Origin of the sequence: Methylobacterium fujisawaense (genome assembly GCF_014138435.1) — a bacterium.
Taxonomy (GTDB): Bacteria; Pseudomonadota; Alphaproteobacteria; order Rhizobiales; family Beijerinckiaceae; genus Methylobacterium; species Methylobacterium fujisawaense.
This window is the reverse complement of sequence record NZ_JACJIM010000005.1, coordinates 148,854-175,727: the sequence shown is the minus strand read 5'-3', so window position 1 is coordinate 175,727 and position 26,874 is coordinate 148,854. Positions and strand designations below refer to the sequence as shown.

Sequence of the window (26,874 nt, the reverse complement as noted above, 5' to 3'; positions counted from 1 at the left end):
CCGGTAACAGAATCCGCGCGCGGCCCACGCTGTCACGGCAATCGCAATTGACAGGTGTGACGGCCGGGAAATCATCGTCGCACGGAGCGCACGCCACGCTCACCGCCCGATCAGAAGGCAGCAAGTGTCGATGATGGAGACCGGACCGATCCCCGCCGAGGCTCGCGAGGCCGGCCTCCACCCGTTCGAGGTCGGGCTCGGCCGCCGGCCAGCCAACTACGTCGCGCTGACCCCGGTGAGCCTGCTGGCGCGCGCCGCCGCCGCATGCGGGGCACGGATTGCGGTCATCGACGGAAGCCGCCGCTTCACCTATGCGGACCTGTACGGGCGCTGCCGCCGCCTCGCCGCGGGCCTCGCCGGTCGGGGCATCGGATCGCTCGACACCGTCGCGATCCTGGCACCGAACGTGTCCGAGATGATCGAGGCGCATTTCGCCGTCCCGATGCTCGGCGCGGTCCTCAATCCGCTGAACACCCGTCTGGACCCGGCGACGATCGCGTTCTCGCTCCGGCACGGTGGAGCCCGGGCGCTCATCGTCGAGGCCGAGTACGCCGCGCTGGCCGCGCGGGCGCTCGCCGATTTCGCCGAGCCCGTCCTGGTTGTGGCGATCGGCGAGACCGGCATCGACGGGGCTGTGCCCTACGATTCCCTGCTCGCCGAAGGCGATCCGGACTATGCCTGGGTCGGTCCAGAGGACGAATGGCAGTCGCTCTGCCTGCTCTACACGTCGGGAACGACCGGAGATCCGAAAGGCGCCGTCTACAGCCATCGCGGTGGCTATCTCCAGGCTCTCGGCAACGCCGTGACCTTCGGGCTGACCGACGCGAGCGTGTATCTCTGGACGCTGCCGATGTTCCATTGCAGCGGCTGGTCGTATCCCTGGGCCAGCGTTGCCGCTTGCGCCACGCAGGTCTGCCTCCGGAAGGTCGAGCCGGCGTCCATCTTCCGGCTGATCGCCGAGCACCGGGTGACGCATCTGTGCGGCGCACCGATCGTACTGTCCATGATCGCCCACGCGCCGGCCCACGACCGCGTGCCGTTCCCGCAAACGGTGCGCTGCGCGGTCGGCGGCGCGGCGCCCTCCTCGACGATCATCCGCACCATGGAGGATCTGGGCTTCCAGGTGACGCATCTCTACGGGGCCACCGAGAGCTACGGGCCCGCGACGGTCTGCCTGGCACAGCCGGATTGGGCCGACCTTCCCGAAACCGAACGATACGCCCGCATGGCCCGTCAAGGCGTGCCGCTGGCGACCCTGGAGGCCGTAAGTGTCGCCGACCCGGCAACCGACGCGCCGGTGCCGCGCGACGGCGTATCGGTCGGCGAGATCCGGCTGCGTGGCAACACGGTGATGAAAGGCTATCTCGGCAACCCGGACGCGACGGAGCAGGCGCTCGCAGGCGGCTGGTACCGGACCGGCGACCTCGCGGTCTGGCACCCGGACGGGTCGGTGGAGATCAAGGACCGGGCGAAGGACATCATCATTTCGGGCGGCGAGAACATCTCCAGCCTGGAAGTGGAGGAGGTGCTGATGCGCCACCCCGCGGTGATGCTCGCGGCCGTCGTGGCCAAGCCGGACCCGACCTGGGGCGAGAGCCCCTGCGCCTTCCTGGAGCTGAAGCCCGGCGCGACGGAACCCGCCGACCAGGAGTTGATCGCCTTCTGTCGCGAGCGGATGGCGCGCTTCAAGGTGCCGAAAACCGTCGTGTTCGGGCCGTTGCCGAAGACGTCGACGGGCAAGATCCAGAAGTTCGTCCTGCGCGAGCAGGCGCGGGCTCTCTGAGCCACGCCCGTCCGGCGCGTCGGAACGGGTCACGTCACCATGCAGCCCCTAGAGGCCGGAGACGAGGTGGCCCCCGTCGACCGCCACGACACTGCCGGTCATGTAGGCGCCGGCATCCGAGGCGAGCAGCAGCAGCGGCCCATCGAGTTCCGCCGCCTCGCCCAACCGACGCTGCGGAACGCGCTTGATCAGCGCCTTGCCGGCGTCGGATTCGAAGAAGGCGTCGTTCAGCTCGGTCTTGATGTAGCCCGGAGCGAGCGCGTTCACCCGAATCCCGTGGCGCGCCCATTCGAGTGCCAGACTCTTGGTGAGCTGCACCACGGCGGCCTTGGAGGCGGCGTAGGGCGCCAGTCCACCGGTCACCCGCAGCCCGAGGATCGAGGCGATGTTGACGATGCTGCCGCCCGCGCCGTGTCGGACCATGCGACGCCCGGTTGCCTGAGCCACGAGCCAAACCCCCTTGAGGTTCGTGTCGAGCACGGTGTCCCAGTCGGACTCGTCGAGATCGAGGGCCGGTTTCGTCGCCGTCACACCGGCATTGTTCACCAGGACCGCCACGGGTCCGAACCGCGATTCAGCGGCATCGAGCGCCCGCTCGACGCTCGCGGCGTCGGTGACGTCCATGACGACGGCATGGGCCTCTCCGCCTTCGGACGCGACGCGGGTGACGGTTTCGGCGAGGGCATCGGCCCGGCGGGCCCCCAGCGACAGGCGGGCTCCGGCGCGGGCGAGAGTTCCGGCGAAGTGACGGCCGAGGCCGCTTGAGGCACCGGTGATGAGGACGTGACGGCCGGCGAGATCGAATGGGCCCGTCATCTCAGCGCACCGACGCGACGGCCGGAGCCGCGCTCCGCTTGCGTTCGGCGTCGCGGCACGAGCCGGTGATGAGGATATCGGTCATGGCTCTGCGCCTCCCCTGCATGCACCGGCGATCCGCGGCCGCCGGCTCCCCGGTCTTCGCGCCGAGGCATCGACCGTTCTTTTGGACCGCCCCTGCCCGGTAGGCCAGCCAGACCGGCGAAGCCGTCACCTCATCGGCGGCCAAACAGCCGCTCGATATCGGCGAGCTTCAGCTCGATCGAGGTGGGACGTCCATGGTTGCACTGCCCGGAATTGGGCGTGGCTTCCATCTCGCGCAGGAGGGCGTTCATCTCCTCCGGTCGCAGCCGCCGCCCGGCGCGGATCGAGCCGTGACAGCTCATGCGCGACAGGACCGCGTCGAGGCGCCGGCCGAGCGGGCCGCCCTCCGCAGCCGGGACGCCGCCCTCCTCGTCGCCGCTGGCCTCCAGGGCGTCGAGGATGTCGGTGACGAGGTCGCGAGTCGAAGCGCCGAGCAGCGCGGCCGGCACCTCGCGCACGAGCACCGCCCCCGGCCCGAAGGCCTCGATGGCGAGACCCAGCCGCTCGAGGTCCGGCGCCGCGGCGACCAGCCGGTCCGCCTCCTCGGGGCTCATCTCGACCACATCGGGGATCAGCAAGCCCTGGCGGGCGATGCCGCCCGTTTCCCGCTCGGCCTTCATCCGCTCGTAGACGAGCCGCTCGTGCGCGGCGTGCTGATCGACGATGACGAGGCCGTCGCGGGTCTGGGCGAGGATGTAGGTTTCGTGGATCTGTGCCCGGGCCGCGCCGAGGGGATGATCCAGCGTCTCCGTCGCATCGTCGGCGACGCGGATATCGGCCTGGGGCGGCGCCGACACCGGGGCCGGATCCGGGCCCGCGAACACGGCCTGCGCAGCCTCGCCGAATCCCGCCGGCGCGGCCGGCACAGGCTGCGGCGCACGCCACGCGGTCTGCGGACGGTAGCCTGACGGTGCCGCGACCGACGGCGTGCCCACCGGAAACAGGCCCGGTCGCGTCGGTCGGAACAGGCTCGGGGCGGCAGCGCCGCTATGGGTCGCGAGCGGCGGACCGGCGGGGCGCAGGGCGTCGAGAGTCCGCGCGGCGCCGGTGGTGGCCGAACGGGCGCCGCCGCGGCGCAGGGCGTCGTGGATCGCGCTCACGATCAGCGCCCGCACGAGGCCCGGCTCGCGGAAGCGCACCTCGGTCTTGGCCGGGTGGACGTTGACGTCGACGCGGTCCGGGTCGCACGCGATGGAAAGGCCGAGCACCGGATGGCGGTCGGAGGCCAGGGTGTCGGCGTAGGCGCCGCGGATCGCGCCCAGCAGGAGCCGGTCGCGCACGGGGCGCCCGTTGACGGCAAGATGGATATGGGTCGCCGCGCCGCGATGATAGGTCGGCAGGCCGACATGGCCGGTCACGGCAAAGCCCTCCCGGACCAGGGAGACCGGCAGCGCATTGGCGAAAAAGTCCGGCCCCAGAACAGCGGCGAGCCGGCGCAGCGCCGCCTCGGGTCCGGTCTCCGCGGGCAGGACCAGGGGCTGCCCGGCATCGGCGCGAAGGGTGAAGCGGATCCCGGGCTGCGTCGCGGCGAGCCGGCGCAGCGTTTCGGCGACGGCGGTGTTCTCCGCCCGGTCCGATTTCAGAAACTTGAGCCGTGCCGGTGTCGCGGCGAACAACTCGGTCACTTCGATCCGGGTCCCACGCTGCGCCGGTGCCGGACGGACCTGACCCTTCAGCCCCGCCTCGACCGTCAGGCTGGCCCCGGCCTCGGCATCCGGGGTCCGGGTGACGATGGCGAGCCGCGACACCGCGCCGATCGACGGCAGCGCTTCGCCGCGGAACCCGAGGGTGGCGATCGCCGTGAGGTCGCCGCCTGGAAGCTTTGAAGTGGCGTGCCGCTCCACCGCGAGGTCAAGATCGTCCGGCGTCATGCCACGGCCGTCATCGACGACCCGGATCAGCCGCCGTCCCCCGGCCTCGATGGTGACCTCGATGGCACGGGCCCCGGCATCGATGGCATTCTCGACCAGCTCCTTCACGGCAGAGGCCGGACGCTCAACGACTTCGCCGGCCGCGATGCGATCGACGAGCACGGGGTCGAGGCGACGGACGGACGGCGCGGTCAGGGCGGTGGACATCGCCACAGAGAATAGTCCCTGCGCCGCGGTGATCCAATCACGCTGCGCAGTGCGGACTGGGAATCAGGCGCGGCGCAGCGATCCGCCCAGAGAAATCCGGCCGCCGCCGCTGCGCGTCCCCTGGCTTGTCGCCACCTGGGGCCGGCGCGACAGGTCGAACAATGCGTTGCCGACGACGCCTGCCGTCCGCCGCAGGGTGGCACCGTCGCAGGTCGACGCAACGCGAACGCCGATCGCATGGGTGTGACTGCGGCCGTAGAGCCAGACCGCGAGCCGCGCCCGGGTCGCCTCCGGGATGCCCTCGAGGAGAAAGACCGCGCCCTCAGGATCGGCCTTGATCAGGCGACCGACGACGTCCGGTGCCACCGGGCACTCGAGGGCGGGATCGTCGATGCTGAGCGTCCGGTCCTGAGTCATAGCGCCCCCTGGCAGCGTCAAGCCGTCAGCGTGGGCGGTCTTGGTTAACGAATGCTCACCGCGCGACGTCGGAAACGCAGACCGCCTGCGAAGCCGCTCATCTTCGGCTCGCCGTGATGCAGCCCGACGCCATGCGCCCGCATCTTCGGAACGCTAGTCAGTCCGTCTCCGGTGACGGTGCGGGCGCTACAACGGCCGGCGGACAACCCGGGCGATCAGCCCGATGATGCCCTCCCGGAACAGCAGCACGCAGAGCACGAACACACAGCCCTGGATGATCGTCACCCAGGCCCCGAACTGCGCGAGGTAGGTCTCCATGGTGACGATCACCAAGGCCCCCACGATCGGTCCGAAGACCGTGCCCATGCCGCCCACGAGCGTCATCAGCACGACCTCGCCGGACATCGACCAGTGCACGTCGGTGAGCGAGGCGAGCTGGAAGACGATCGCCTTGGTGGAGCCCGCGAGTCCGGCAAGGGTCGCGGAGAGGACGAAGACCGCGAGCTTGTACTGGCTCGCCCTGTAGCCGAGGGAGATCGCCCTGGGTTCGTTGTCGCGGATCGCCTTCAGCACCTGCCCGAAGGGCGAGTGGATGATCCGGTAGATCAGCAGCATCCCCGCCATGAAGATTACGGCGACGACGGCGTACATCGCCCGGTCGTCCGCGAGGCTGATCGCGCCGAACAGGTTGCCGCGGGGCACCGCCTGGATGCCGTCCTCGCCGCCGGTGAACTTCGCCTGCAGGGAGAAGAAGAACACCATCTGGGCGAGCGCCAGGGTGATCATCGAGAAGTAGATGCCCTGCCGGCGGATCGCCAAGGCGCCGAAGATCAGACCCAGCAGGGCCGCCGTCACCGTGCCGCTGAGGATCGCCAGTTCCGGCGTGAAGCCGAGCTGCTTGGCCGTGTAGGCGCAGAGGTAGCTCGCCATGCCGAAATAGGCGGCATGACCGAAGGATAGCAGGCCGCCGTAGCCGAGCAGCAGGTTGAAGGCGAGCGCGAACAGCGCGAAGCACAGCACCTTCATCAGATAGACGGGGTACAGGACGAGCGGCGCTACGATCAGCAGCAGCGCGATGCCGATGAAGATCAGGCGATGGAGCGCCTTGTCGTCCCGGCTCGTCGGGAGCGCGGCGGCAATCGGGGCGGCCTCGAGGGCGGCGGTGTCGGCCATGGGTGTCGAGCCTCAGTTCGCGGTCAGGCCGTGCGCCCGAACAGGCCGGCGGGTTTGACGAGCAGCACCAGCACCATGATCACGAAGATCACGGTGGCCGACGCCTCCGGATAGAACACCTTGGTCAGCCCCTCGACGAGGCCCAGGGCGAAGCCCGTGATCACCGACCCGATGATCGAGCCCATGCCGCCGATCACCACCACGGCGAAGACCACGATGATGATGTCGGCGCCCATGTTGGGGTTCACCGAGTAGATCGGCGCGGCGAGCACCCCGGCGAAGCCTGCGAGCGCGACGCCGAACCCGTAGGTCAGTGTCAGGAACAGCGGCACGTTCACCCCGAAGGCCTGGACGAGCGTCGGATTCTCGGTGGCGGCCCGGAGATAAGCGCCGAGCTTGGTCTTCTCGATGACGAGCCAGGTGGCGATGCAGACGGTCAGCGACGCGACCACCACCCAGGCCCGGTAGTTCGGCAGGAACATGAAGGGCAGGCGCTGGCCGCCGGAGAGCTCCGCCGGGATCGCGTAGGGCAGCCCCGAGACGCCGTACTGGTTGCGGAACAGGCCCTGGATGATCAGCGCCAAGCCGAAGGTCAGCAGAAGTCCGTAGAGGTGGTCGAGCTTGTAGAGCCGGGCGATGAGCACCCGCTCCAGCACGATGCCGAAGGCGCCCACCACGAGGGGCGCGAGACCCAGCGCCCACCAGTAGCCCAGGCCCACATAGGTGAGCAGCATCCAGGCCACGAACGCGCCCATCATGTAGAGCGCGCCGTGGGCGAAGTTGATGATGTTCAGGAGCCCGAAGATGATGGCGAGCCCCAGCGACAGGATCGCGTAGAACGAGCCGTTGATCAGGCCGAGCAGCAATTGCCCGAACAGGGCCTGCGTCGGCACTCCGAAGATCGTGGTCATGGCCGTTCTCCGCGCCCCGATCCCACCGTCAACCCTTCACGAGGGGGCAATTGCCCTCGTTGAGCGGCCGGAAGACCTGATCGCCCGGGATCGTCTCGAGCTTCTTGTAAAGATCCCACTCGCCCTTCGACTCGGCGGGCTTCTTGACCTCGAACAGGTACATGTCGTGGATCTTGCGGCCGTCCGCGCGGATCACGCCCTTGCCGAACAGCGGATCGTCGGTCGGCATCGCCTTCATCTTGGCGACCGTGGCGGCGCCGTCGGTGGTGGATTTCAGCTCGGCCACCGCCTTCAGGTAATGGAGCACGTCCGAGTAGACGCCGGCATGGTTGGCGGTGGGCTTCGAGCCACCCTTCATCTGCTTGGCGAAGCGGTCCGAGAAGGCGCGTGTTTGATCGTTCAGGTCCCAGTAGAACGGCTCGGTGAGCACGAGACCCTGGGCGACCTTGGTGCCCAGCGAATGCACGTCGGAGGAGAAGACCAGAAGGCCGGCCAGCGCCTGCCCGCCCTCGGTGATGCCGAATTCGCCCGCCTGCTTGATCGCGTTGATCGTGTCGGTTCCGGCATTGGCCAGGCCGATGACCTTGGCGCCCGAGCCCTGCGCCTGAAGCAGGAAGGACGAGAAGTCCGAGGTCGGGAACGGCGTCTTCACCGAGCCGACGACCTTGCCGCCGTTCTTGGTGATCACCGCGCTGGTGTCGCGCTGAAGCGTCTGTCCGAAAACGTAATCGGCCGTGAGGAAGAACCACGTATTGCCGCCGCGCTTCACCATGGCGCCGCCGGTGCCGTTGGCCAGCGCCACCGTGTCGTAGACCCAATGGATGGTGTTCGGCGTGCATTGCGGGCCGGTGAGGTCGGCGGTGCCGGCGCCGGTGTCGATGAAGACCTTGTTCTTCTCCTTGGTGACCTGGCTGATGGCCAGCGCCACCGAGGAGGTCACCCCGTCGGTGATCATGTCGACGTTGTCGCGGTCATACCATTGCCGGGCGATGGCCGCCCCGACATCCGGCTTGTTCTGGTGATCGGCCGAGACGATCTCGACCTTCAGGCCGTGAGCGTCCGGCTTGAAGTCTTCGACGGCGAGCTTCGCGGCCACGACCGAGCCCTCGCCGCTGATGTCGGAATAGGCGCCCGATCGATCGCCCAGGATGCCAATCTTCACGTTCGTCTGCGCAGCAGCGGTGCCCATCATCAGGGCGCCGGCGAGGGCGGCGAGGGTCGCGGGCCGGGCGATACGTCCGAACATTTTCGTTTCCATCCTTGTAACGGCGCAGCGGATCTCCGCCAGCCGAGTATCGGGGCGCCGATTGTTGGCGCTTCTACGGTTTTTGCGAACGGGCTTCAGACGCCGAGATAGGCGTGGAGCTTGTCGATATTGGCGTCAAGCTCGGCATTGGGGATCATATCGACCACCCGCCCCTGCTCGATCACGAAATGCCGGTCCGCCAGGGTCTGGGCGAAGCGGAAGTTCTGCTCCACCAGAACGATGGTGTAGCCTTTCGCCTTCAATTGCTGGATGGTCCGGCCGATCTGCTGGACGATGACCGGCGCCAGTCCCTCCGTCGGTTCGTCGAGGAGGATCAGCTTGGCACCGGTGCGCAGGATGCGTCCGATCGCCAGCATCTGCTGCTCGCCGCCGGAGAGCTTGGTGCCCTGGCTGCCGGCGCGCTCCTTCAGGTTCGGGAAGAGCTGATGGATCTCGTCCACCGACATGCCCCCCGGCTTCACCCGCGGCGGCAGCATCAGGTTCTCGTGGACCGTGAGGCTCGCGAAGATGCCCCGCTCCTCCGGGACGTAGCCGATTCCGAGGCGGGCGATGTTCCGGGACGCCATGCGGATGGTCTCGACACCGTCGTAGACGATCGAGCCGGCGCGCTTGCCGAGGATGCCGATGATGGCCCTCAGCGTCGTGGTCTTTCCGGCGCCGTTGCGCCCGAGCAGCGTGATGACTTCACCGGTCCGGACGTCGATGTCGATCCCGTGGAGCACGTGGCTCTCGCCGTACCAGCCTTCCAATCCGCGGACGGTGAGGAGCGCGCCGGTCGCGGCCGCCGGAGGTGTCTTGAGAGCCGCCTCACGCATGTCCCGCCCCGATATACGCTTCGACCACACGCGGATCCTTCGAGACCGTGGCGTAGTCCCCCTCGGCCAGCACCTGGCCGCGGGCCAGCACGGTGATCCGGTCCGAAAGGGAAGCGACCACCGACAGGTTGTGCTCGACCATCAGGATCGTCCGGTCCTTCGAGACGCGCCGAATGAGCGCGGCGGTCCGGTCCACGTCCTCGTGGCCCATGCCGGCCATCGGCTCGTCGAGGAGCAGCATCTCGGGATCGAGAGCGAGCGTGGTTGCGATCTCCAGCGCGCGCTTGCGGCCATAGGACAGCTCGACCGCCAGCACGTCGGCGAACTCCGACAGTCCGACCGCGTCGACCAGTTCGAGCGCCTCGCCGTTCAGCGCACGCAGGACCCGCTCGGGCCGCCAGAAATCGAAGGAATCGCCGCGCCGCCGCCGTTGCAGGGCGATGCGGACATTCTCCATCACGGTGAGATGCGGGAAGACCGCCGAAATCTGGAACGAGCGGACGAGCCCCAGCCGGGCGACATCCGCCGCCTTGAGGCCGGTGATGTCGCGATCCTTGTAGCGGATCGTCCCCGAAGTCGGGATCAGGAACTTGGTGAGCAGATTGAAGCAGGTGGTCTTGCCGGCGCCGTTCGGCCCGATGAGCGCGTGAATCGTGCCGCGCTCCACCTGCAACGCCACGCCGTTGACGGCCCGGAATCCACGGAATTCCATCGTCAGGCCATCGGTCGCCAGGATTACATCCCGTGCCAAGCGTGTCCCTCCCGGGTTTGATTTCTTGCCGCCATATCGCCGATCCGTGACGGTACAGTCCATCGCAATCGCCGGGGACCACGCGACAATCCCCCGTCAGTGATATCTGTCGCCGACCGTGTCGCGACGGTCGCTCGACCGAACTTGACCACGCGCCGCCCTCCAATTAACTCAGACAAATTACGGTGGCGCTATTCTGGGGAGACACGGCATGGACGGTCGCGCGGCCTACATCGCCGTCGACTGGGGCACCACGAACCGTCGGGCCTTCGCCGTGTCGGGCTCGGGAGCGGTGCTCGACAGCCTGCAGGACGGACGCGGGATCCTCTCCCTGGCGCCCGGCGACTACCCCGCGGAGATCGCGGATCTGCGCGCGCGGCTGGGGCCTCACCCGGTCATCGCGGTCGGCATGGTCGGATCCAACCGGGGCTGGCTGTCGGCGCCCTACATCGCCGCGCCGGCAACCCTCGCGGCCCTGGCGAAAGCCTGCGTCGAACCCGCGCCCGACGTGCAGATCGTCCCCGGCGTAGCCCTGCGTGACGGACAGCGTCCCGATGTGATGCGGGGAGAGGAGGTTCAGGTCTTCGGTGCGATCGAAGCGGATTCAGCGCCGCCGACGGCCTTGTTCTGTCAGCCGGGCACACACAACAAGTGGATCGAGACCGTCGATGGTGCGATCACGGATTTTACCACCGTGATGACCGGAGAGATCTTCGCCCTGCTTCGCGCACAGGGCATCCTGGCGGGGATGCTCGCCGGTGAGGTCGGGAACGGAGCCGCCTTCCGCGCGGGCGTCGGACGGGGCCTCGCCTCCAGAAACCTCGCCGCGACCCTGTTCGAGGTCCGCTCGGGACTGCTGCTCGACCGCCTCGCCCCCGATGACGCGGCCTCCTACGCCAGCGGCATCCTGATCGGCGCCGATGTCGGCACCCGGGACGACCTCCAGGGCCGTCCGGTCCATCTGCTCGGCGGCGGTCCCCTGGCCGCGCTGTACGCCGCCGCCATCGCGCAAGCGGGCGGGACTGCGGTGATCGTGCCGGACGGTTCCACCACGTCCGGTATCCACGCCATCTGGAGTCTGCGGACATGACCATCCACGACCGGTTCGAGGCGGCCTTCGCGGGCTGCCCGCTCGTGGCGATTTTACGGGGACTCACGCCGGACGAGGCGCCGGCGATCGGGGAGGCCCTGGTCGGGGCCGGGTTCACCCTCATCGAGGTGCCGCTCAACTCGCCGGACCCGTTGCGGAGCATCGCGGTGCTCGCTGAGCGCCTCGCCGGACGGGCGCTCGTCGGCGCCGGCACCGTTCTCAGCCGATCGCAGGTCGCCGACGTCGCGGCCGCCGGCGGAGGCCTCGTCGTGTCGCCGAACGCCGATCCGGCGGTCATCGGCGCGACCGTCGCGGCCGGTCTCGTTTCCCTCCCGGGCTATCAGACACCCACGGAGGCCTTCGCGGCCCTGGCGGCCGGCGCCACCGCGCTCAAGCTGTTCCCGGCGGACGTCGCGACGCCTCTGGCGCTCAAGGCGCATCGCGCGGTTCTGCCGCCGGTCACCCGGGTCCTGGCCGTCGGCGGAATCCTGCCCGAGACGATCGCGGGCTGGCGACAGGCGGGAGCCGATGGTTTCGGCCTCGGCTCCAATCTCTACCGCCCCGGCAAGGGGGCGGACGACGTGGCGCGCGATGCTGCGGCCTACGTGGCGGCATTGCAGCGATCTGCCTGAAGACACGTACGGGGTCCCGACGGCTTGGACCGGCGCCGAGGCTCGCCTATCAGCCTCTCGCGTCGGATAGGTCGGGAGCGGTAGATGATCGGTGACACTGCGGTATCGCCCGGTGGCGGCGGTTTCGACGGGCTGGAGACACCGTGCCTCCTCCTGGACGCCGACATCCTGCAGGCGAATGTCGACAGGATGCGCAGGCATCTCGACGGGTTGGGCGTCACCCTGCGCCCGCATCTCAAGACGGCCAAATCCCTCGAGGTCGCGCGCCGGGCGATGGCCGGTCCCGCTGGGCCCGCGACGGTCTCGACGCTCCGGGAGGCCGAGTATTTCGCCGAAGGCGGCGTGCGCGACGTGATCTACGCCGTCGGCATCGCACCGCAGAAGCTCGATCGGGTCGGAGCCATCCGACAGCGCTGGGGGGCGGATCTGGCGATCGTCCTGGATTCGGCAGCCCAGGCCGAGGCTGTGGCGGCCTGGAGCCGGCGCAGTGGCGATGCCCTGCCGGTGCTGATCGAGGTGGATGCCGATGGACATCGCTCCGGGGTCGGGCCGCGGGATGCCGAAGCGCTCGTCGCCATCGGCCGCGCGGTCGCGGACGGCGCGAGCCTGCGCGGCGTGCTGCTCCATGCCGGCGACAGCTATGGGCTGAGCGATCCCGCCGCCCTTCGTCGGGCGGCCGAGGCCGAGCGCGTGGCCGCCGTCGCGGCGGCCGAGATCCTGCGCGGCGCCGGCCTCCCCTGCCCTGTCGTGAGCGTCGGATCGACGCCCACCGCCCGGTATGCGGAGACCCTCGCGGGCGTCACGGAGGTGCGCGCCGGCGTGTTCATGATCGGCGACTTGTTCCAGGCGGGCGTCGGCTCCTGCACGATCGACGACATCGCCCTCACCGTTCTCGCGACGGTGATCGGGCATCAGCGGGACAAGGGCTGGATCATCACCGACGCGGGATGGATGGCACTGTCGCGTGATCGTGGCACCGCGCGGCAGGCGGTCGATCAGGGTTACGGCTTGGCCTGCGACATCGCCGGGCGCCCCTATCCGGACCTGATCGTGCGGGACGCCAACCAGGAGCACGGGATCGTCGCGGTGCGGAAGGGCGCTGCCGCCGGGATGCCCGACCTTCCGGTCGGCGCGCGCCTGCGGATTCTCCCGAACCATGCCTGCGCCACGGGTGCTCAGCACGACCGCTATCACGTCGTGGCCGATGGCCGCCTCTCCGGAGAGGTCTGGCCGCGCATCAACGGCTGGTGAGGCGCGGCGCCGCGCCTAGCGGCGATTTGCGATGTTCCCTTTCGACCGGTCGGAACGGTCGACGACCGTCCGGCAGGCGGAACTCAACGCCACCCGATTCTCCCGCAGGCAGAGGGTGATAGCGCCCGCATTGGGAATCTGAGAGGCGCAGAGGCGCATCACGTCCGGCGTGCAGGCGGCCCGCTCGGCCCCCGTTTCCGCGAACGCCGAAGCCGTGCCGAGGAGGACGACGAACAGTGCGAGGGGGGCGGACTTCATCGCGGTGGGTTCTCCTGAACGGGTCGGGTCGGCGTGCGGCCAAGCCTCGGCATCGGGCGAGAACGTCGACGCCGACCGAGATATCCCGTCACGCTTGTTTCAATCTGACGCAGGGGCGCCGCTCAAGACTACGCAGAGCGCAGGCTCAAGGACGCTCCTGCCGCGTAATCGTTCCAGTGGTGGCAGGCTCGATCAGTGCGGCGCCGACGACCGGTTGCGTTTTTCGCCGGTCGACCTTGTCCGCCGAGACGAGGGCGGCGGCGATCAGGGCCGACACCGCCAGCGTCGCCTTCACCACGTCCCAGACCCGCGCGAGCATGGCCGAACCCTTCCGATGTCACCGAATGCAAGCGGCGGATCCGCGTCGATCATCCGCGCACTCCGGATCCTCGACGGTGGCCGTTCCCAAAACCTTTCCTGCTCGACCGAGACCTGCAGATCGACGGTACCGTGATGCAATCAGGTCTCACTTCGACGTCGGCCGAGCGGCCGCCTCGGCGGCTAGGGCTTCGAAGACCAGCGCGTGGCGCCACGCGAGGGCTTCGACATCGTGGGTGTATCCGCCGCCGATTACCGCAGCGAGCGCGATCCCGCGCGCGCGAGCCTCGGCCACGACGAAGCGGTCGCGGGCGAAAAGGCCATCATCGGTGAGGCAGAGCCGGCCGAGGCGGTCGTCGCGATGCGGATCGACGCCGGCATTATAGAAGACGAGGTCCGGCGCGAATGCGTCGAGCAGCGGCGGCAGACGGGCACGCAGAACAGCGAGGTAGCCGGCGTCGTCGAGCCTGTCCGGCAGGCCGATATCGAGGTCGCCGGCGATCTTCTGGGCTGGATAATTGTTTTCGCAATGGATCGAGAAGGTGAAAAGCTCAGGGCTTCGGGCGAGACAATCGGCGGTGCCGTCGCCCTGATGCACGTCGAGATCGACCACGAGGACGCGCCGGACCAGCCCCTCGGCCTGGAGCGTCCGCGCCGCTACGGCGACGTCGTTCAGCACGCAGAAGCCAGCACCCTGCTGGCGCCGCGCGTGATGGCTGCCGCCAGCGGCGCTGCCCGCCAGACCTTCCGCCAGGGCGAGGCGCGCGGCCAGAAGGGTGCCGCCCACCGATGCGCGCGAGCGCCGGACGAGGGCCGCATCGACCGGTAGCCCGATGGCCCGCTCGATTTCAGGACCGACATCGCAGGCCAGCACCGCATCCACATAGGCGGCATCGTGAGCGCGGATCAGGATGTCCGCCCCGGCCGGCTCCGGCGTGACGAAACCGAGCGGAGCCAGCCCCTTCGCGATCAGCTTCTCCGCGAGCAGGCCGTACTTGCGCATCGGAAACCGATGGCCGACCGGGAGGGACGCCTCATAGGCCGGGTGGAAGGCGATCGGGGGAGTCACGCAGGGTGCCCGAGATCGTTCAGGATAGCGTCGGCGAGCGCCAGCCCGCTGTCGTAGGCCGCCTCGATCCGGGCCCCCAGGCACCAATCCCCGGCCGCCCCGAGTCGGCATGCCGGATCGTACAGGCAGGGCACCTGCACGGCGTTCTCGACCTGCGCGTAGCGCCAGCGATGGGCTTCCATGTGGGACGGTCGAAGTTCGGAGCCGAGGCAGTCCCGGGTGGCGCGGACAAGTTCGGCGACGATCGTCTCACGCGGCGCTTCGAGATGCCGGCGCGACCAATCCGGGGTCGCGTGGACCGTGAGCCGGATCCCGGGGGGCCGCCCGGGCTTCGACGAATCGTACGCGATCAGGCCGATCGGACCGGCCCCCGGTTCGATCAGGTCCTCCGGCGGGGACGTGTCCGCCGCGATCATGAAGGACCAGCAGGGTGCGTATGAAGCGTGGGCGATGTCCGGGAGGATGACGCCGGATGCCGCGAGCAGCGTCATGACCTGCGGCGCCGGGACGGTGATCGCCACCGCGTCGAACGGCCCGTGAACGGCGCCGGACGCGTCCTCCAGCCGCCAGTGTGCCCCATCTCGGTGAAGACGCAGGATGGTCGTGGCGCTCTGAACCGGAAGACCCGACAGCAGGTCGCGCACGGGCTCGACCATGCTCGGCACGCCGACAGACCGTTCGGAACCGGCCCAGGGCGCAACGATGCCGCTTCGCGCCCACCGATCGATCTGACCCGCGAAGGCGGTACCGCGTGCGCGCATGAATTGAGCGCCATGGTCGAACTGGAGATCACCGACGCGCCGGGTTGCCATCCGACCGCCGACGCCGCGCCCCTTGTCGAACACCCGCACCCGCAGGCCCGCCTCGGCAAGGTGGCGTGCCGCAGCTGCGCCGGCCATGCCCGCGCCGAGAACCGCGACGATCCCACGCTCGTTCAAGTGCCTACTCCGCTCCGCAGGACGGCCAAGCCGGCCGCGTTGCAGCACAGATAGGGGGCAGCGATCAGGAGATCAGGGCGACCGAACTTCGCGCGTCGACAGGATCCGCGCGGACATCGGGTCGCTCCTCATGGAGCCGCCGGACGGGATAGGCCGCACGATCGCCGGATGGCCATGGTGCGGGTAGAGGGAATCGAACCCCCACGCCTTGCGGCTGGCGATTTTGAGTCGCCCGCGTCTACCAGTTCCGCCATACCCGCGTACGGAGGGCTCTTCGCATAGGTCGGCGGGTCCGGCCAAGTGTTGTTTTTGCGGTGGGCGCCGATCTGGCCAAGGCGGGACGCCTATGCTCAAAGGGCGACCGATCGCTCACTTCGGGACCTTGCATGCTCCGCCGGCTGTACGCGTGGATCCTGGCCCTCAGCGACAGGCCGTCCGCGCCCTATGCGCTCGGCGCTGTGGCCTTCGCCGAAAGCTCCTTCTTCCCGGTTCCGCCGGACGCGATGCTGGTGCCCATGGCGGTCGCCCGACCGGACCGGGTCTGGCTCTACGCCACGATCACCACCGTCGCCTCGGTCATCGGCGGACTCGTGGGCTACGCGATCGGGGCCCTCCTGTTCGATTCCCTCGGGGAATGGCTCATCCGTCTCTACGGATTGCAGAACTCGGCCGCGACCTTCCAGGATTCCTACGCGCGCTACGGCCACTGGGTGATCCTGCTGAAGGGACTCACGCCGATCCCCTACAAGCTCGTCACGATCACCTCGGGCTTCGCCCATTACAGCCTGTTCTGGTTCACGGTTCTGTCGATCGTGACCCGCGGCGCCCGCTTCTTCATCCTGGCCGGATTGCTTGGACGCTACGGCGTCCAGATTCGGGCCGTGCTCGACCGGCACCTCAACGCGGTTGCGGCGATCTCCGTCGCCGTCATCGTCCTCGGCTTCCTGCTCTTCAAGGTGATCCTGTAGCGATGAATACGGCGGCCGCCCTGCGCCTCAAGACCGCTGGCCTCTGGCTGGCAATCGCTTCCGCCCTCACCGTCGGAGCCGCGCTCGTTCTGCAGTACGGATACGGCTACGCGCCGTGCAAGCTCTGCCTGACAGAGCGGCTGCCCTATTACGCCGCGATCCCCCTGGGCCTTCTGGCCCTGTTCCTGCCGGAGCGCCTGGCACGGATCGCCCTCGGGCTGGCCGCCCTCGGCCTCCTCTACGGCGCCGGCATCGGGGTCTACCACGCCGGCGCGGAATGGGGCTTCTGGCCGGGGCCGGCCGATTGCGGGGGCGGCACCGGGACGAATCCGGGCCAAGTCGGCGACTTCCTCAACGCGCTCCAGACCACGAAGGTCGTCGATTGCTCGGTGGCGGCGCTCCGGCTGTTCGGGATCTCGCTCGCCGGCTGGAGTGCCCTTGTCTCGGCTGTGCTGGCGTCGTTCGCGGGGACCGCCGCCCTGCGGCCCTGAGGCTCGGGGCGGGTCTGGTATCCGCTCAGTTCCGGTCGTCCGGCAGGACCGGGATCGCCGCCACCTCAATGCCCTCGTCGATCAGCGCGCGCGCCTCCGCGGGGGTCGCCTCGCCATAGATCGAACGGCCCTCGGTCTCCCCGTAATGGATCCTGCGCGCCTCTTCGGGAAAGCGCGCGCCGACGTGCTCGGCATTGGCCACCACGTGCTCCCGGAGCGCGCGCAGCATCGCCCGCAACTGACGCTCCGGCTCGGCGACCATGGTCACCGGCGCTTCCGCCTCCGCCTTCGCGGGCAGCGCGGGTGCACGCGCCCGATCCGTGCGGGCGACGCTCGGCACCATCAGGGCCTTGCTGACCTTGGCGCTGTCACAGACCGGGCACGTCACGAGCCCGCGTTCGACCTGCGTGTCGTAGGAGTCGGAGGACGGGAACCAGCTCTCGAAGCCGTGTCCGGCCTCGCAGACGAGACTGTAGCGGATCATTCTGTCGCTTGCTGTGCTGCCTGATGCGCCGCTTGAGCCTGGGAAGAGACGCGCTCGATGGTGAAGGGCCGGCCGTGCTGCAACGAAGGGATGCGGGCCCGGGCCTCGGCGACCTGCGCGAGGTCGATCTCCGCCAGAATGATCCCGGGTTCGACCCCGCCGGCATCGGCCAGCACCCGGCCCCAGGGATCGACGATCAGCGAATGGCCGTAGGTTTCCCGCCCGTCCTCGTGCAGGCCGCCCTGCGCCGCCGAGATCACGAAGGCGCCGGTCTCGATGGCGCGGGCCCGCTGCAGGACGTGCCAATGGGCCTCCCCGGTCTGACGGGTGAAGCAGGCGGGTGCCGTCAGCACGTCCGCGCCCGCTTCGGCGAGGGCGCGGTACAGGGCGGGAAAACGGATGTCGTAGCAGATCGTCAGGCCGAGGGTGGCCCACGGCGTCTCGGCGAGGACCGCGCAGGCACCTCCGGAATACGTGGCGGATTCCCGCCACCGCTCGCCGCTCGGCAGGTCGACATCGAAGAGGTGCAGCTTGTCGTAGGACGCCAGGATCGCGCCATCGGCGCCGATCAGGTAGGCCCGGTTGGCGATCTTGTCGCCGGACCGGACTGCGATCGAGCCGATCTGAACGACCGTGCCGGTCTGGCGCGCGGTCTCGCGGAGGGCCGCCAGGGTCTGGTCCTGCTCCTCGGCGGTGACGTGGGCGAACAGGCGCTCGCGGCTCCGCTCCACCAGGGATGTCATCTCGGGAGTCTGCACGTAGGCCGCGCCCCGGGACGCCGCTTCGCGCACACCCGCCACGGCCGCGTCGCGGTTCGCCGCGGGATCGCGCCCCGACCGCATCTGCACGCAGGCGGCCGTGAAGCGGGCCTCAGGCATCGGCCGTGTCCTTGAGCAGCGGGTCGAGCTTGCCCGCCCGATCGAGGGCGTACAGGTCGTCGCAGCCGCCGACATGCGTGGCACCGATGAAGATCTGAGGCACGCTCGTACGGCCGCCCGCGCGCTCGACCATCGCGGTTCGAGCCCCCTGCGCGCGTTCGACGTCGATCTCCTGGAAGGCCACGCCCTTCTCCTTCAGCAGGCTTTTGGCCGCCGAGCAGTAGGGACACCAGCCCGTGGTGTAGATTGTGACCGGCTGCATCGCGAACGTCGTCCCGACCGTGAACTCCCGCCATATAGGAGTGCGGGACGCGACTTGCCTATGCCCGTGTCGCCACAGGCAAACTCGGTCGCGCCATGCCGGTGGCTCCGCGGCCGGCTCAGGCAGCCAGCAGTTTTTCGACCTCGTTCACGAGATCGCGCAAGTGGAAGGGCTTCGACAGGACCTTCGCGTCCTTCGGAGCCTTGGAATCCGGGTTGAGGGCCACGGCTGCGAAGCCGGTGATGAACATGACCTTGATATCGGGATCGAGCTCGGTGGCCCGGCGGGCCAGTTCGATACCGTCCATCTCGGGCATCACGATATCGGTCAGCAGCAGCTCGAACGGCTCCTCGCGCAGCCGGTTGTAGGCCGAGAGGCCGTTGTCGAAGGACAGGACATCATAGCCCGCATTCTGCAGCGCCTTGGCCAGAAACCGGCGCATGTCGTTGTCGTCTTCCGCCAGCAGGATTTTCATCGGCCGGATCCGAGCCTTCGAGTCGAGAAGTTGATCCCATAAAGGGAGGCGATGGTAAACAAGGTGTTAGGATGGAGCGCGCAGCGGGAGCCGCGTGTCTCACGGGCGACTGCCCCAGTCGCCGGCACGGAGTGGACAGGCGGTCGATCGCGCACCACAGTGAGCACCTGCCGTCCTCGTTCAACCGCCGGGGTGTCCACCAACCGATGACTGCATCCGAACCGGTACAGCCAGACGCCTTCGGATTTGCCCCGGCCTTTGCGGTCGACGAGCCCGCGGCGCACACCCTGCCCTTCGTCTTCAATACCGGTCATTCTGGAGCCGTCTACCCCCCAGACTTCATCGCAGCCTCGCGGCTCGACGCCCTGGCGCTGCGTCGCTCCGAGGACGCCTATGTCGAGCGCCTGTTCGCGCCCGTCGTCGAACTGGGCGCGCCGCTGCTGCGGGCCAACTTCCCCCGCGCCTTCCTCGACGTGAACCGCGAGCCGTACGAGCTCGACCCCCGCATGTTCGACGGGCGCCTGCCGCCCTTCGCCAACACCCGGTCGATGCGCGTGGCCGGCGGCCTCGGGACGGTCCCGCGCGTCGTCGCAGACGGTCAGGAAATCTACGCCCGACGACTGCCCGTGGCCGAGGCGACCGCCCGGATCGAGGGCCTGTACAAGCCCTATCACCGCGCGTTGCGCAGCCTCATCCAGCGCACGGCGCGCGCGCATGGTTGCTGCATGCTCATCGACTGCCACTCGATGCCCTCATCGAGCCTGGGCCGCGACCCGGAGATGAAGGCCGACGTGGTGCTGGGTGACCGGTATGGCACGGCTTGCGCGCCCGCGCTGATCGACGGGTTCGAGGCCGCGTTCCGGGCTCGGGGTTTTCGCGTGGTGCGCAACAAGCCCTACGCGGGCGGGTTCATCACGGAGCATTATGGCGAGCCGAACCTGGATCGCCACGCGCTCCAGATCGAGGTCAACCGCGGCCTCTACATGAACGAGGTCAGCCTCGCGACGACGCCGGGCTTTCCGGCCCTGGTCGGAGCCTTGCGCGCCGTGATCGTCGAGGTCGCCCAAGATCTCGCGGAGGTTGTTCCGCGCCAAATCGCCGCGGAATAGCGATCGCGCCGGGACGTTCGGCGGAGACGGGCGCGGGAGGACCAGACAGAAAAAAGGCCACTCCCGAAGGAGCGGCCCGAAGTCTAGGGAGGAAACGCCCAAGAAGGGCAGCAGGGCCGCGACGCCATCGCGATCCCGCAACGCACAAATTAAAGTGCGCCGCACAAGAAGCAAGGGCAAATCGTCGGATCCCGCTGCTCTGCGCGCATACCTGAGCCGCGTGCGACGGACGCAAGAGGCCCACGCGGTCTCCGGGTGAGCGATCGGCCCCGTTCACCGCGTTCGCCGGTCGGGGCCTGGACCTGGGCGGTTCGGCAGCCCCGGAGACGGAGCGCCTTAGCCCTGACGCTTCAGGAGCTTCTCGATTTCAGCCTTCAGCGGCCCCGCGAGGTCGTCCCGATCGAGGGCGTAGGCGAGATTGGCCGTGAGGAAACCGAGCTTCGAGCCGGTGTCGTAGGTCCGGCCCTCGTAGCGCATGCCGTAGAACGCTTGCGTCTCCATCAGGTCGATCATGGCATCGGTAAGCTGGATCTCGCCGCCAGCGCCCTTCTTGCCATGCTCGAGAATACCGAAGATCTCGGGCTGCAGGATGTATCGGCCGGAAATGATGAAGTTCGAGGGCGCCGTGCCCTGCTTGGGCTTCTCGACCATGCCGGTGATCTGGAACGACTGACCGTAGGTCTCGCCGACGCTCACGATCCCGTACTGATGCGTTTCCTCCGGCTTCACCTCCTCGACGGCGATGATGTTGCCACCGTGGCGCTCATAGGCGGACAGCATCTGCTTCATGCAGCCGCGGCTGAGCATGTCGGGGAGCAGGACCGCGAAGGGCTCGTCGCCGACGATCTCCCGGGCGCACCACACCGCATGGCCCAGGCCCAGCGGGGCCTGCTGCCGGGTGAAACTCGTCTGGCCCGCCTTCGGCAGGTCCTTCTTCAGTTCCTCATAGGCGGCCGTCTTCCCCCGCTCCTGGAGCGTGTGGTCGAGTTCGAACGCCATGTCGAAATGATCCTCGATCACGGCCTTGCCGCGACCGGTCACGAAGATGAAGTGTTCGATCCCCGCCTCACGGGCCTCGTCGACGACATGCTGCACGACCGGCCGGTCCACGACCGTGAGCATTTCCTTCGGGACCGCCTTCGTAGCTGGCAGGAAGCGCGTGCCAAGGCCCGCGACGGGCAGGACGGCCTTGCGGATCGGTTTCATCAAACGGTAACCCCGGAACAGGATGGAGCGACGTGGTCGGCGGTGCCGTCAGTGAGATAGCTTAACGCGAGCCGTCGCAAGGGTTCTACGTCGATAGTATGAAGCAGCGGAGCGTAAATTTCCCGTCTGCAATCGCGTAATCAGGCTCGGCGGGACGGCGTCAGGGTGGGGGGTCATGGCGGTTCTGGTTACGGGCGGTGCCGGCTACATCGGCAGCCACATGGTGCTGGCGCTGCTCGATGCGGGCCATGAGGAGGTGATCGTCCTGGACGATCTATCCACCGGCTTCGACTGGGCGGTTCCGGAGGGCGTCAAGCTCGTGGTCGGAGACGTGGCCGACCAAGCCCTTGTCACGCAGACGATCCTTCAGCATCGGATCGATGCCCTCGCCCACTTCGCCGCCAAGATCGTCGTGCCCGACTCGGTGGCCGATCCGCTGGGTTACTACCTGTCCAACACGGTCAAGACGCGATCGCTGGTCGAGGCCTCCGTGCGGGCCGGCGTCCGGCACGTCATTTTCTCCTCGACCGCAGCCGTCTACGGGGAGCCCGAGGTCGTGCCGGTTCCCGAGGACCTGCCACTGAAGCCGATCAATCCCTACGGCCGCTCGAAGCTGATGAGCGAATGGATGATCGCCGATGCCGCGGCCGCGCACGGCTTCTCGTACGTGATTCTGCGCTATTTCAATGTGGCCGGCGCGGATCCTGAGGGTCGGTCCGGCCAGTCGACGCCGAATGCCACCCACCTCATCAAGGTCGCCACGCAGGCGGCGCGGGGGCAGCGCGCGCGGCTCGACGTCTTCGGGACCGATTACCCGACCCCCGACGGGTCCTGCCTGCGCGACTACATCCAGGTCTCGGACCTCGCCGAAGCGCATCGTCTGGCCCTCGACCACCTCCGGTCGGGCGGCGACAGCCTGACGCTGAATTGCGGCTATGGCCGCGGTTACTCTGTGCTTGAGGTCATCGAGGTCGTGAAGCGTCTATCCGGCCGCGACTTCGAGGTCAGGCTCTGCCCGCGTCGTGCGGGAGATCCGGCCCGGATCGTGGCCGAGGGCGCGTTGATCCGCGAGCGTTTGGGCTGGCAGCCCCGGCATGACGATCTGGACGCCATCGTCGCTCAGGCCCTGGCCTGGGAGGAGCGCCTGGAAACGCGCAACCGGATCTGACCGAATGATGTCCCGCAGAGGGCTGCTCGCCGCGGCGGCCTGTCTCGCCGCGGGAGAGGTCCGCGCCGAAGATACCTTCCAGGCCTTCGTGGCAGCGCTCCGACCGGACGCGGCTGCGCGGGGCGTCTCCGCGCAGACCTTCGACGCGGCATTCCGCGGAATCACCGGCCCGGACCCCGGCATCCTGGCGCATACGCGCCGCCAGAGCGAATTCGTCCGGCCCGTCTGGGACTACCTCGTCGGCGCCGTCTCCCCCGGACGCATCGCGCGCGGACGCGCCCGTGCCGCGGCCGTCGCAACGACCCTCCAGGCCATCGAAACCCGCTTCGGCGTACCGGGGCCGATGGTCACGGCGTTCTGGGGCGTGGAATCGGATTTCGGGGCCAGCGCGGGCAGCGTTCCCACCATCCGGGCGCTGGCGACTCTGGCCGCGGCGCGCCACCGCGGCACGCTGTTTCGCGACGAACTCCTCGCCGCTCTCACGATCCTGCAGCGCGGCGACATCACGCCCGACCGGATGAGCGGCAGCTGGGCCGGGGCCATGGGACAGGTCCAGTTCCTGCCCTCCACCTATCTGGCACATGCGGTCGATTTCGACGGGGACGGGCGGCGCGACATCTGGGCCAGCGCGGCGGATTCGCTCGCCTCGATCGCGGCCTACCTCAAGGATCTCGGCTGGGATCCGACCCTGTCCTGGGGCTACGAGGTGCGCCTGCCGAAGGATTTCGACCTGAGCCGATACAGCGGCGAGCTCGGCTCGTTCGCCGAACGCGGCGTTACCCGCACGGACGGGAAACCTCTGCCCGGCCGCGGCCGGGCCAGCCTATTCCTGCCCGGGGGCCTCGGCGCCCCGGTCTTCCTGATCACCGACAATTTCGAGGTGATCCGAGGCTATAACACCTCGGATTCCTACGCTCTGGCCGTGGGCCACCTCGCGGACCGTCTCGGCGGCGGACTGCCGCTGGCGGCTCCCTGGCCGGCCGCAGGGGCGCGCCTCGACGGGCCGGGCCTTCGGGCCCTGCAGACCGGTCTGGCGGCTGCCGGCTTCTACGACGGTCCGACGGATGGCCGCGCCGGCCCGAAGCTGCGTGAGGCGGTGCGCCGCTATCAGATCAGCGTCGGATTGCCGGCTGACGGCTATGCCACGCCGGCCCTGCTCAGCCGGGTCACGGGACAGCCGGCGTCGCCGCGACGCTGATCCCCGCGAGAGGTTTAGACCCGCCGTCAGCTTCCACCTATACTGGGCGCGTTCCGAACGGGTTGGGTTCGGCGTACAGCGTACGGGATGCGCATGGTAGTCGCTCGTCGGCGTCACTCGGAACGCCCGTTGCTCCTCGGCCTCGCGGCCCTTCTGGGGCTCGCCGGTCTGTCCGTCCTCGGCGGGGGACCGGCCCGCGCGCAATGGGGCGACAGCTATCAGCAGCCCGGCGGCGGCACCTATTATGAGGCTCCGCCGCGGCGTCGGCCACGGGATGCGTATTACCGTGATGACGGCACATACGGGCGCCAACCGCGATATGCGCCGCAGCAGGAGGCGCCGCGCCAGTTCTACTGGCCCTGGGAGGACAGGCCGCAGCCGGTGGCGCCACAGCCGGAGCGCACCTACCGGGCGCCACGCTCGCGTCCCCCCTATGCGACCGGGGAGGCACAACGACCGGCTCCCGCGGTGAAGCGGCGGGTCCGCCCGGCGCGGGCGCCGACGCCGCCGAAGCCGGCCGTCGCCAAGACCGAGCCGAACGTCCAGATCGCCGTATTCGGCGATTCCCTGGCCGACCACCTTGCGAAGGGCCTCGACGACGTCTTCGAGGACAATGCCGACGTCGCCGTGATCGACCGTGCTAAAGGCGACAGCGGCCTCGTGCGCAAGGACGTGGTCGACTGGCCGAAGGTTGCCCAGGATTATCTCCAGAGCAACGCGAAAGTGCGCTACGCCTTCGTGATGATGGGCGCCAACGATCGGCAGCCGATCCGCGACGGGGACGAGACGGTCGATCCGCTGACGGATCGCTGGCGTGCCCTCTATCGCGCACGGGTCGAAGCGCTGGTGAAGGTGTTCGTCGATCGCAGGATCCCGCTGATCTGGGTCGGATTGCCGCCGATGCAGAGCGAATCGCTGAGCCGCGATCTCGCGTCGCTGAACGAGATCGTGCGCGACAGCGTGACCAAGGCCGGCGGCACCTATGTCGATATCTGGCCGGGCTTCGTCGACGATCGGGACCGGTACGCGGCGTCGGGACCGGATCCGGAAGGACAGATCGCCAAGCTGCGCACCGCGGACGGCGTCCACTTCACCAAAGCGGGTGACCGCAAGCTCGCGCATTTCGCCGATGTCGAGCTGAAGCGCCTCATGGGCACCGTGCCGGGATCGGCCGAGCCTTCGCCCACCGCAACCGTTGCGCCGACGGCGCCGTCCTCGACCTCGGGGCCCAGCCTCGACGGGCCCGCGCCGGCAACCGACACCGCGGCGATCGATCGCCAGATCACCGCCATGCTGCCGAGCCTGCCGGAACCCCCCGGCGTGCCGGCGCTTCCGGTCAAGCCCGCGGCCGGACCTGTGGTCCCGCTGAGCCGCATGGAGGTCTCGCCCGGCGGCGCTCTCCTGAACGGGCGGCCGCGCGAGCCGGACAACCTCGGCACCGTGGAGCGGACGCTTCTGCGCGGAAACGCCCCCATGCCGCAGCCCGGCCGCGCCGACGATTTCCGCTGGCCGCCCGGCTGAGCCGGGCGCGCCTCTCTCTCGGTCGGCTTCAGCGCGGCAGGACGCTCGCGCCCATCAGGGTCTCGTCGATGGCGCGCGCCGCCTGACGTCCCTCGCGAATAGCCCAGACCACCAGGGACTGGCCGCGGCGCATGTCGCCCGCCGCCCAGATCTTCGGATCCGAGGTCTGGTAGTCGTCCTCGTTGGCCTCGACGTTGCCGCGCTTGCTCACGCCGATTCCGGATTGCTCCAGGAGACCCTTCTGGACCGAGCCGGCGAATCCGATCGCCATGAAGACGAGGTCGGCGGGCAGGACGAACTCGGTGCCGGGAATCGGCTGACGCTTGGCGTCGACCCGGGCGCAGACCACCCCGGTGAGCTGGCCCTTCTTGTTGCCCTGGAGCCGGAGCGTCGCGGCCTGGAACTCGCGCTCCGCCCCCTCGGCCTGACTGGACGAGGTCCGCATCTTCGTCGGCCAGTACGGCCACACGGTCAGCTTGTCCTCCCGCTCGGGGGGACGGGGGCGGATGTCGAGCTGCGTCACCGACAGGGCACCCTGGCGGAACGCGGTACCGACGCAATCGGAGGCGGTGTCGCCGCCGCCGATGACGACCACGTTCTTGCCGCCCGCCAGGATCGGCAGCTCGCCGTTGCCGCGCATCGGCTCGCTGCTGACCCGGCGGTTCGACTGGACGAGATAGGGCATCGCGTAGTGAACGCCCTCCAGCTCCTGTCCCGGGAGCTGCGGGTTGCGGGGATCCTCGGCGCCGCCGCAGAACATCACGGCGTCGAACTCGGCCTTGAGCTCGTCCACCGACTTCGTCACGCCGATGTTCTGGTTGTAGTGGAAGACGACGCCCTCGGCCTCCATCTGGCGCACGCGCCGGTCGATGTGCCGCTTCTCCATCTTGAAGTCGGGGATGCCGTAGCGCAGCAGGCCGCCGGCCTTCGGCTCGCGCTCGAAGACATGGACGTCGTGACCGACCCGGGCGAGCTGCTGCGCCGCCGCCATGCCCGCGGGACCGGAGCCGACGATGGCGACGCGCTTGCCGGTGCGGGTCTCTGCGGGCTCGGGCTTGACCCAGCCCATGTTCCAGGCCCGGTCGGCGATCGCCTGCTCGATCGTCTTGATGGCGACGGGCTGGTTCTCGAGATTCAGCGTGCAGGCTTCCTCGCACGGCGCGGGGCAGATGCGGCCGGTGAACTCGGGGAAGTTGTTGGTGGAATGGAGGTTGCGCGCAGCCTCCTCCCAATCCGACTGGAAGACGAGGTCGTTCCAGTCCGGGATCTGGTTGTGGACCGGGCAGCCCGTCGGGCCGTGGCAGAACGGGATGCCGCAATCCATGCAGCGGGCCGCCTGTTTGGTCAGGTCGTGCTCGTCGAGCGGCAGCGTGAACTCGCGGAAATGCCGGACCCGGTCGGCGGCGAGCTGGTACTTCTGCTCCTGCCGGTCGAACTCGAGGAAACCTGTGATCTTGCCCATT

General features: G+C 68.9%; 28 protein-coding genes and 1 tRNA gene. 10 read left to right on the top strand and 19 right to left on the bottom strand.

Going from position 1 to position 26,874, the window contains the following annotated elements; translation table 11 throughout:
• The first annotated feature begins 130 nt into the window (after window positions 1-130).
• The gene (locus GGQ91_RS16680; protein WP_182592451.1) at window positions 131-1,783 is read left to right on the top strand and encodes an AMP-binding protein; all 1,653 of its coding nucleotides are present in this window, start codon (window positions 131-133) and stop codon (window positions 1,781-1,783) included.
• 48 nt (window positions 1,784-1,831) lie between these two features.
• Here the strand turns inward: GGQ91_RS16680 and GGQ91_RS16675 are convergent, their stop codons facing one another.
• The 8 genes from GGQ91_RS16675 to GGQ91_RS16640 all read right to left on the bottom strand — a co-directional run bounded on the left by GGQ91_RS16675 (window position 1,832) and on the right by GGQ91_RS16640 (window position 10,095).
• Entirely contained in the window at window positions 1,832-2,599 is a 768-nt protein-coding gene (locus tag GGQ91_RS16675; RefSeq protein WP_182592450.1) for an SDR family NAD(P)-dependent oxidoreductase, read from the bottom strand.
• A gap of 215 nt (window positions 2,600-2,814) precedes the next feature.
• Complete coding sequence (gene mutL / locus GGQ91_RS16670) at window positions 2,815-4,761, bottom strand: DNA mismatch repair endonuclease MutL (protein WP_182592608.1); 1,947 nt, start codon at window positions 4,759-4,761, stop codon at window positions 2,815-2,817.
• A 63-nt stretch (window positions 4,762-4,824) separates the two neighbouring features.
• Window positions 4,825-5,178 (bottom strand): hypothetical protein, encoded by a 354-nt coding sequence (locus GGQ91_RS16665; RefSeq protein ID WP_043348654.1) that lies wholly within the window; start codon window positions 5,176-5,178, stop codon window positions 4,825-4,827.
• Between the two features lie 186 nt (window positions 5,179-5,364).
• Window positions 5,365-6,351 (bottom strand): branched-chain amino acid ABC transporter permease, encoded by a 987-nt coding sequence (locus GGQ91_RS16660; protein ID WP_043380392.1) that lies wholly within the window; start codon window positions 6,349-6,351, stop codon window positions 5,365-5,367.
• 23 nt (window positions 6,352-6,374) lie between these two features.
• Complete coding sequence (locus GGQ91_RS16655) at window positions 6,375-7,262, bottom strand: branched-chain amino acid ABC transporter permease (protein WP_043380394.1); 888 nt, start codon at window positions 7,260-7,262, stop codon at window positions 6,375-6,377.
• Window positions 7,263-7,290: 28 nt separating this feature from the next.
• Window positions 7,291-8,508, bottom strand: coding sequence for an ABC transporter substrate-binding protein (locus tag GGQ91_RS16650; protein ID WP_043348643.1), 1,218 nt, complete (start codon window positions 8,506-8,508; stop codon window positions 7,291-7,293).
• Window positions 8,509-8,603: 95 nt separating this feature from the next.
• Complete coding sequence (locus GGQ91_RS16645) at window positions 8,604-9,344, bottom strand: ABC transporter ATP-binding protein (protein ID WP_043380399.1); 741 nt, start codon at window positions 9,342-9,344, stop codon at window positions 8,604-8,606.
• On the bottom strand, window positions 9,337-10,095 hold the full coding sequence (locus tag GGQ91_RS16640; RefSeq protein ID WP_043348639.1) for an ABC transporter ATP-binding protein: 759 nt from the start codon (window positions 10,093-10,095) through the stop codon (window positions 9,337-9,339). The genes GGQ91_RS16645 and GGQ91_RS16640 overlap by 8 nt, the downstream gene beginning before the upstream one ends.
• 211 nt (window positions 10,096-10,306) lie before the next feature.
• Here GGQ91_RS16640 and GGQ91_RS16635 point away from each other — a divergent pair, with 211 nt between their 5' ends.
• The 3 genes from GGQ91_RS16635 (at window position 10,307) to GGQ91_RS16625 (ending at window position 13,068) form a co-directional block, all read left to right on the top strand.
• Window positions 10,307-11,185 (top strand): 2-dehydro-3-deoxygalactonokinase, encoded by an 879-nt coding sequence (locus GGQ91_RS16635; RefSeq protein ID WP_182592449.1) that lies wholly within the window; start codon window positions 10,307-10,309, stop codon window positions 11,183-11,185.
• On the top strand, window positions 11,182-11,817 hold the full coding sequence (locus tag GGQ91_RS16630) for a 2-dehydro-3-deoxy-6-phosphogalactonate aldolase (protein WP_182592448.1): 636 nt from the start codon (window positions 11,182-11,184) through the stop codon (window positions 11,815-11,817). The genes GGQ91_RS16635 and GGQ91_RS16630 overlap by 4 nt, the downstream gene beginning before the upstream one ends.
• Before the next feature lie 84 nt (window positions 11,818-11,901).
• Window positions 11,902-13,068 (top strand): alanine racemase, encoded by a 1,167-nt coding sequence (locus tag GGQ91_RS16625; protein WP_182592447.1) that lies wholly within the window; start codon window positions 11,902-11,904, stop codon window positions 13,066-13,068.
• A 15-nt stretch (window positions 13,069-13,083) separates the two neighbouring features.
• Here the strand turns inward: GGQ91_RS16625 and GGQ91_RS16620 are convergent, their stop codons facing one another.
• The 5 genes from GGQ91_RS16620 to GGQ91_RS16600 all read right to left on the bottom strand — a co-directional run bounded on the left by GGQ91_RS16620 (window position 13,084) and on the right by GGQ91_RS16600 (window position 15,911).
• Window positions 13,084-13,326 carry a hypothetical protein gene (locus tag GGQ91_RS16620; protein WP_043380408.1) on the bottom strand — a complete coding sequence of 81 codons (243 nt, stop codon included), beginning with the start codon at window positions 13,324-13,326 and terminating at the stop codon, window positions 13,084-13,086.
• Between the two features lie 145 nt (window positions 13,327-13,471).
• A complete protein-coding gene (locus GGQ91_RS16615; protein ID WP_164706330.1) occupies window positions 13,472-13,645 on the bottom strand; it encodes a hypothetical protein in 174 nt (57 codons plus the stop codon).
• Between the two features lie 147 nt (window positions 13,646-13,792).
• A complete protein-coding gene (locus GGQ91_RS16610) occupies window positions 13,793-14,713 on the bottom strand; it encodes an arginase family protein (RefSeq protein WP_182592446.1) in 921 nt (306 codons plus the stop codon).
• Entirely contained in the window at window positions 14,710-15,651 is a 942-nt protein-coding gene (locus tag GGQ91_RS16605) for an NAD(P)/FAD-dependent oxidoreductase (protein WP_246410734.1), read from the bottom strand. The genes GGQ91_RS16610 and GGQ91_RS16605 overlap by 4 nt, the downstream gene beginning before the upstream one ends.
• A 175-nt stretch (window positions 15,652-15,826) precedes the next feature.
• Window positions 15,827-15,911 (bottom strand) — tRNA-Leu (locus tag GGQ91_RS16600).
• Between the two features lie 126 nt (window positions 15,912-16,037).
• Between GGQ91_RS16600 and GGQ91_RS16595 the strand changes: the two genes are divergently transcribed.
• Window positions 16,038-16,619 carry a YqaA family protein gene (locus GGQ91_RS16595; protein ID WP_043353820.1) on the top strand — a complete coding sequence of 194 codons (582 nt, stop codon included), beginning with the start codon at window positions 16,038-16,040 and terminating at the stop codon, window positions 16,617-16,619.
• Window positions 16,620-16,621: 2 nt separating this feature from the next.
• Window positions 16,622-17,110 carry a disulfide bond formation protein B gene (locus GGQ91_RS16590; protein ID WP_075381487.1) on the top strand — a complete coding sequence of 163 codons (489 nt, stop codon included), beginning with the start codon at window positions 16,622-16,624 and terminating at the stop codon, window positions 17,108-17,110.
• 25 nt (window positions 17,111-17,135) lie between these two features.
• Here the strand turns inward: GGQ91_RS16590 and GGQ91_RS16585 are convergent, their stop codons facing one another.
• The 4 genes from GGQ91_RS16585 to cpdR form a co-directional block, all read right to left on the bottom strand.
• Entirely contained in the window at window positions 17,136-17,594 is a 459-nt protein-coding gene (locus GGQ91_RS16585; protein ID WP_075381486.1) for a DUF1178 family protein, read from the bottom strand.
• A complete protein-coding gene (locus tag GGQ91_RS16580; RefSeq protein WP_182592445.1) occupies window positions 17,591-18,472 on the bottom strand; it encodes a carbon-nitrogen hydrolase family protein in 882 nt (293 codons plus the stop codon). The genes GGQ91_RS16585 and GGQ91_RS16580 overlap by 4 nt, the downstream gene beginning before the upstream one ends.
• Window positions 18,465-18,734, bottom strand: coding sequence for a glutaredoxin 3 (grxC, locus tag GGQ91_RS16575; protein WP_043353813.1), 270 nt, complete (start codon window positions 18,732-18,734; stop codon window positions 18,465-18,467). The genes GGQ91_RS16580 and grxC overlap by 8 nt, the downstream gene beginning before the upstream one ends.
• A 118-nt stretch (window positions 18,735-18,852) precedes the next feature.
• Window positions 18,853-19,209: a cell cycle two-component system response regulator CpdR gene (cpdR, locus tag GGQ91_RS16570; RefSeq protein WP_003603128.1), complete on the bottom strand. Its 357-nt coding sequence runs from the start codon at window positions 19,207-19,209 to the stop codon at window positions 18,853-18,855.
• Window positions 19,210-19,415: 206 nt separating this feature from the next.
• On the opposite strand from cpdR, the gene GGQ91_RS16565 reads away from it, so the two are divergent.
• Window positions 19,416-20,318 carry an N-formylglutamate amidohydrolase gene (locus GGQ91_RS16565; protein WP_182592606.1) on the top strand — a complete coding sequence of 301 codons (903 nt, stop codon included), beginning with the start codon at window positions 19,416-19,418 and terminating at the stop codon, window positions 20,316-20,318.
• Between the two features lie 336 nt (window positions 20,319-20,654).
• Here the strand turns inward: GGQ91_RS16565 and galU are convergent, their stop codons facing one another.
• Window positions 20,655-21,524 carry a UTP--glucose-1-phosphate uridylyltransferase GalU gene (gene galU, locus GGQ91_RS16560; protein WP_043380421.1) on the bottom strand — a complete coding sequence of 290 codons (870 nt, stop codon included), beginning with the start codon at window positions 21,522-21,524 and terminating at the stop codon, window positions 20,655-20,657.
• 175 nt (window positions 21,525-21,699) lie between these two features.
• On the opposite strand from galU, the gene galE reads away from it, so the two are divergent.
• The 3 genes from galE (at window position 21,700) to GGQ91_RS16545 (ending at window position 25,411) form a co-directional block, all read left to right on the top strand.
• On the top strand, window positions 21,700-22,692 hold the full coding sequence (galE, locus tag GGQ91_RS16555) for a UDP-glucose 4-epimerase GalE (RefSeq protein ID WP_043353807.1): 993 nt from the start codon (window positions 21,700-21,702) through the stop codon (window positions 22,690-22,692).
• Window positions 22,693-22,696: 4 nt separating this feature from the next.
• Window positions 22,697-23,890 carry a lytic murein transglycosylase gene (locus tag GGQ91_RS16550; RefSeq protein WP_179697841.1) on the top strand — a complete coding sequence of 398 codons (1,194 nt, stop codon included), beginning with the start codon at window positions 22,697-22,699 and terminating at the stop codon, window positions 23,888-23,890.
• A gap of 93 nt (window positions 23,891-23,983) precedes the next feature.
• On the top strand, window positions 23,984-25,411 hold the full coding sequence (locus GGQ91_RS16545) for an SGNH/GDSL hydrolase family protein (RefSeq protein WP_051044907.1): 1,428 nt from the start codon (window positions 23,984-23,986) through the stop codon (window positions 25,409-25,411).
• A 28-nt stretch (window positions 25,412-25,439) separates the two neighbouring features.
• Here GGQ91_RS16545 and GGQ91_RS16540 read toward each other — a convergent pair whose 3' ends face one another.
• Complete coding sequence (locus GGQ91_RS16540; RefSeq protein ID WP_043353802.1) at window positions 25,440-26,873, bottom strand: glutamate synthase subunit beta; 1,434 nt, start codon at window positions 26,871-26,873, stop codon at window positions 25,440-25,442.
• Between the last annotated feature and the right edge of the window lies 1 nt (window position 26,874).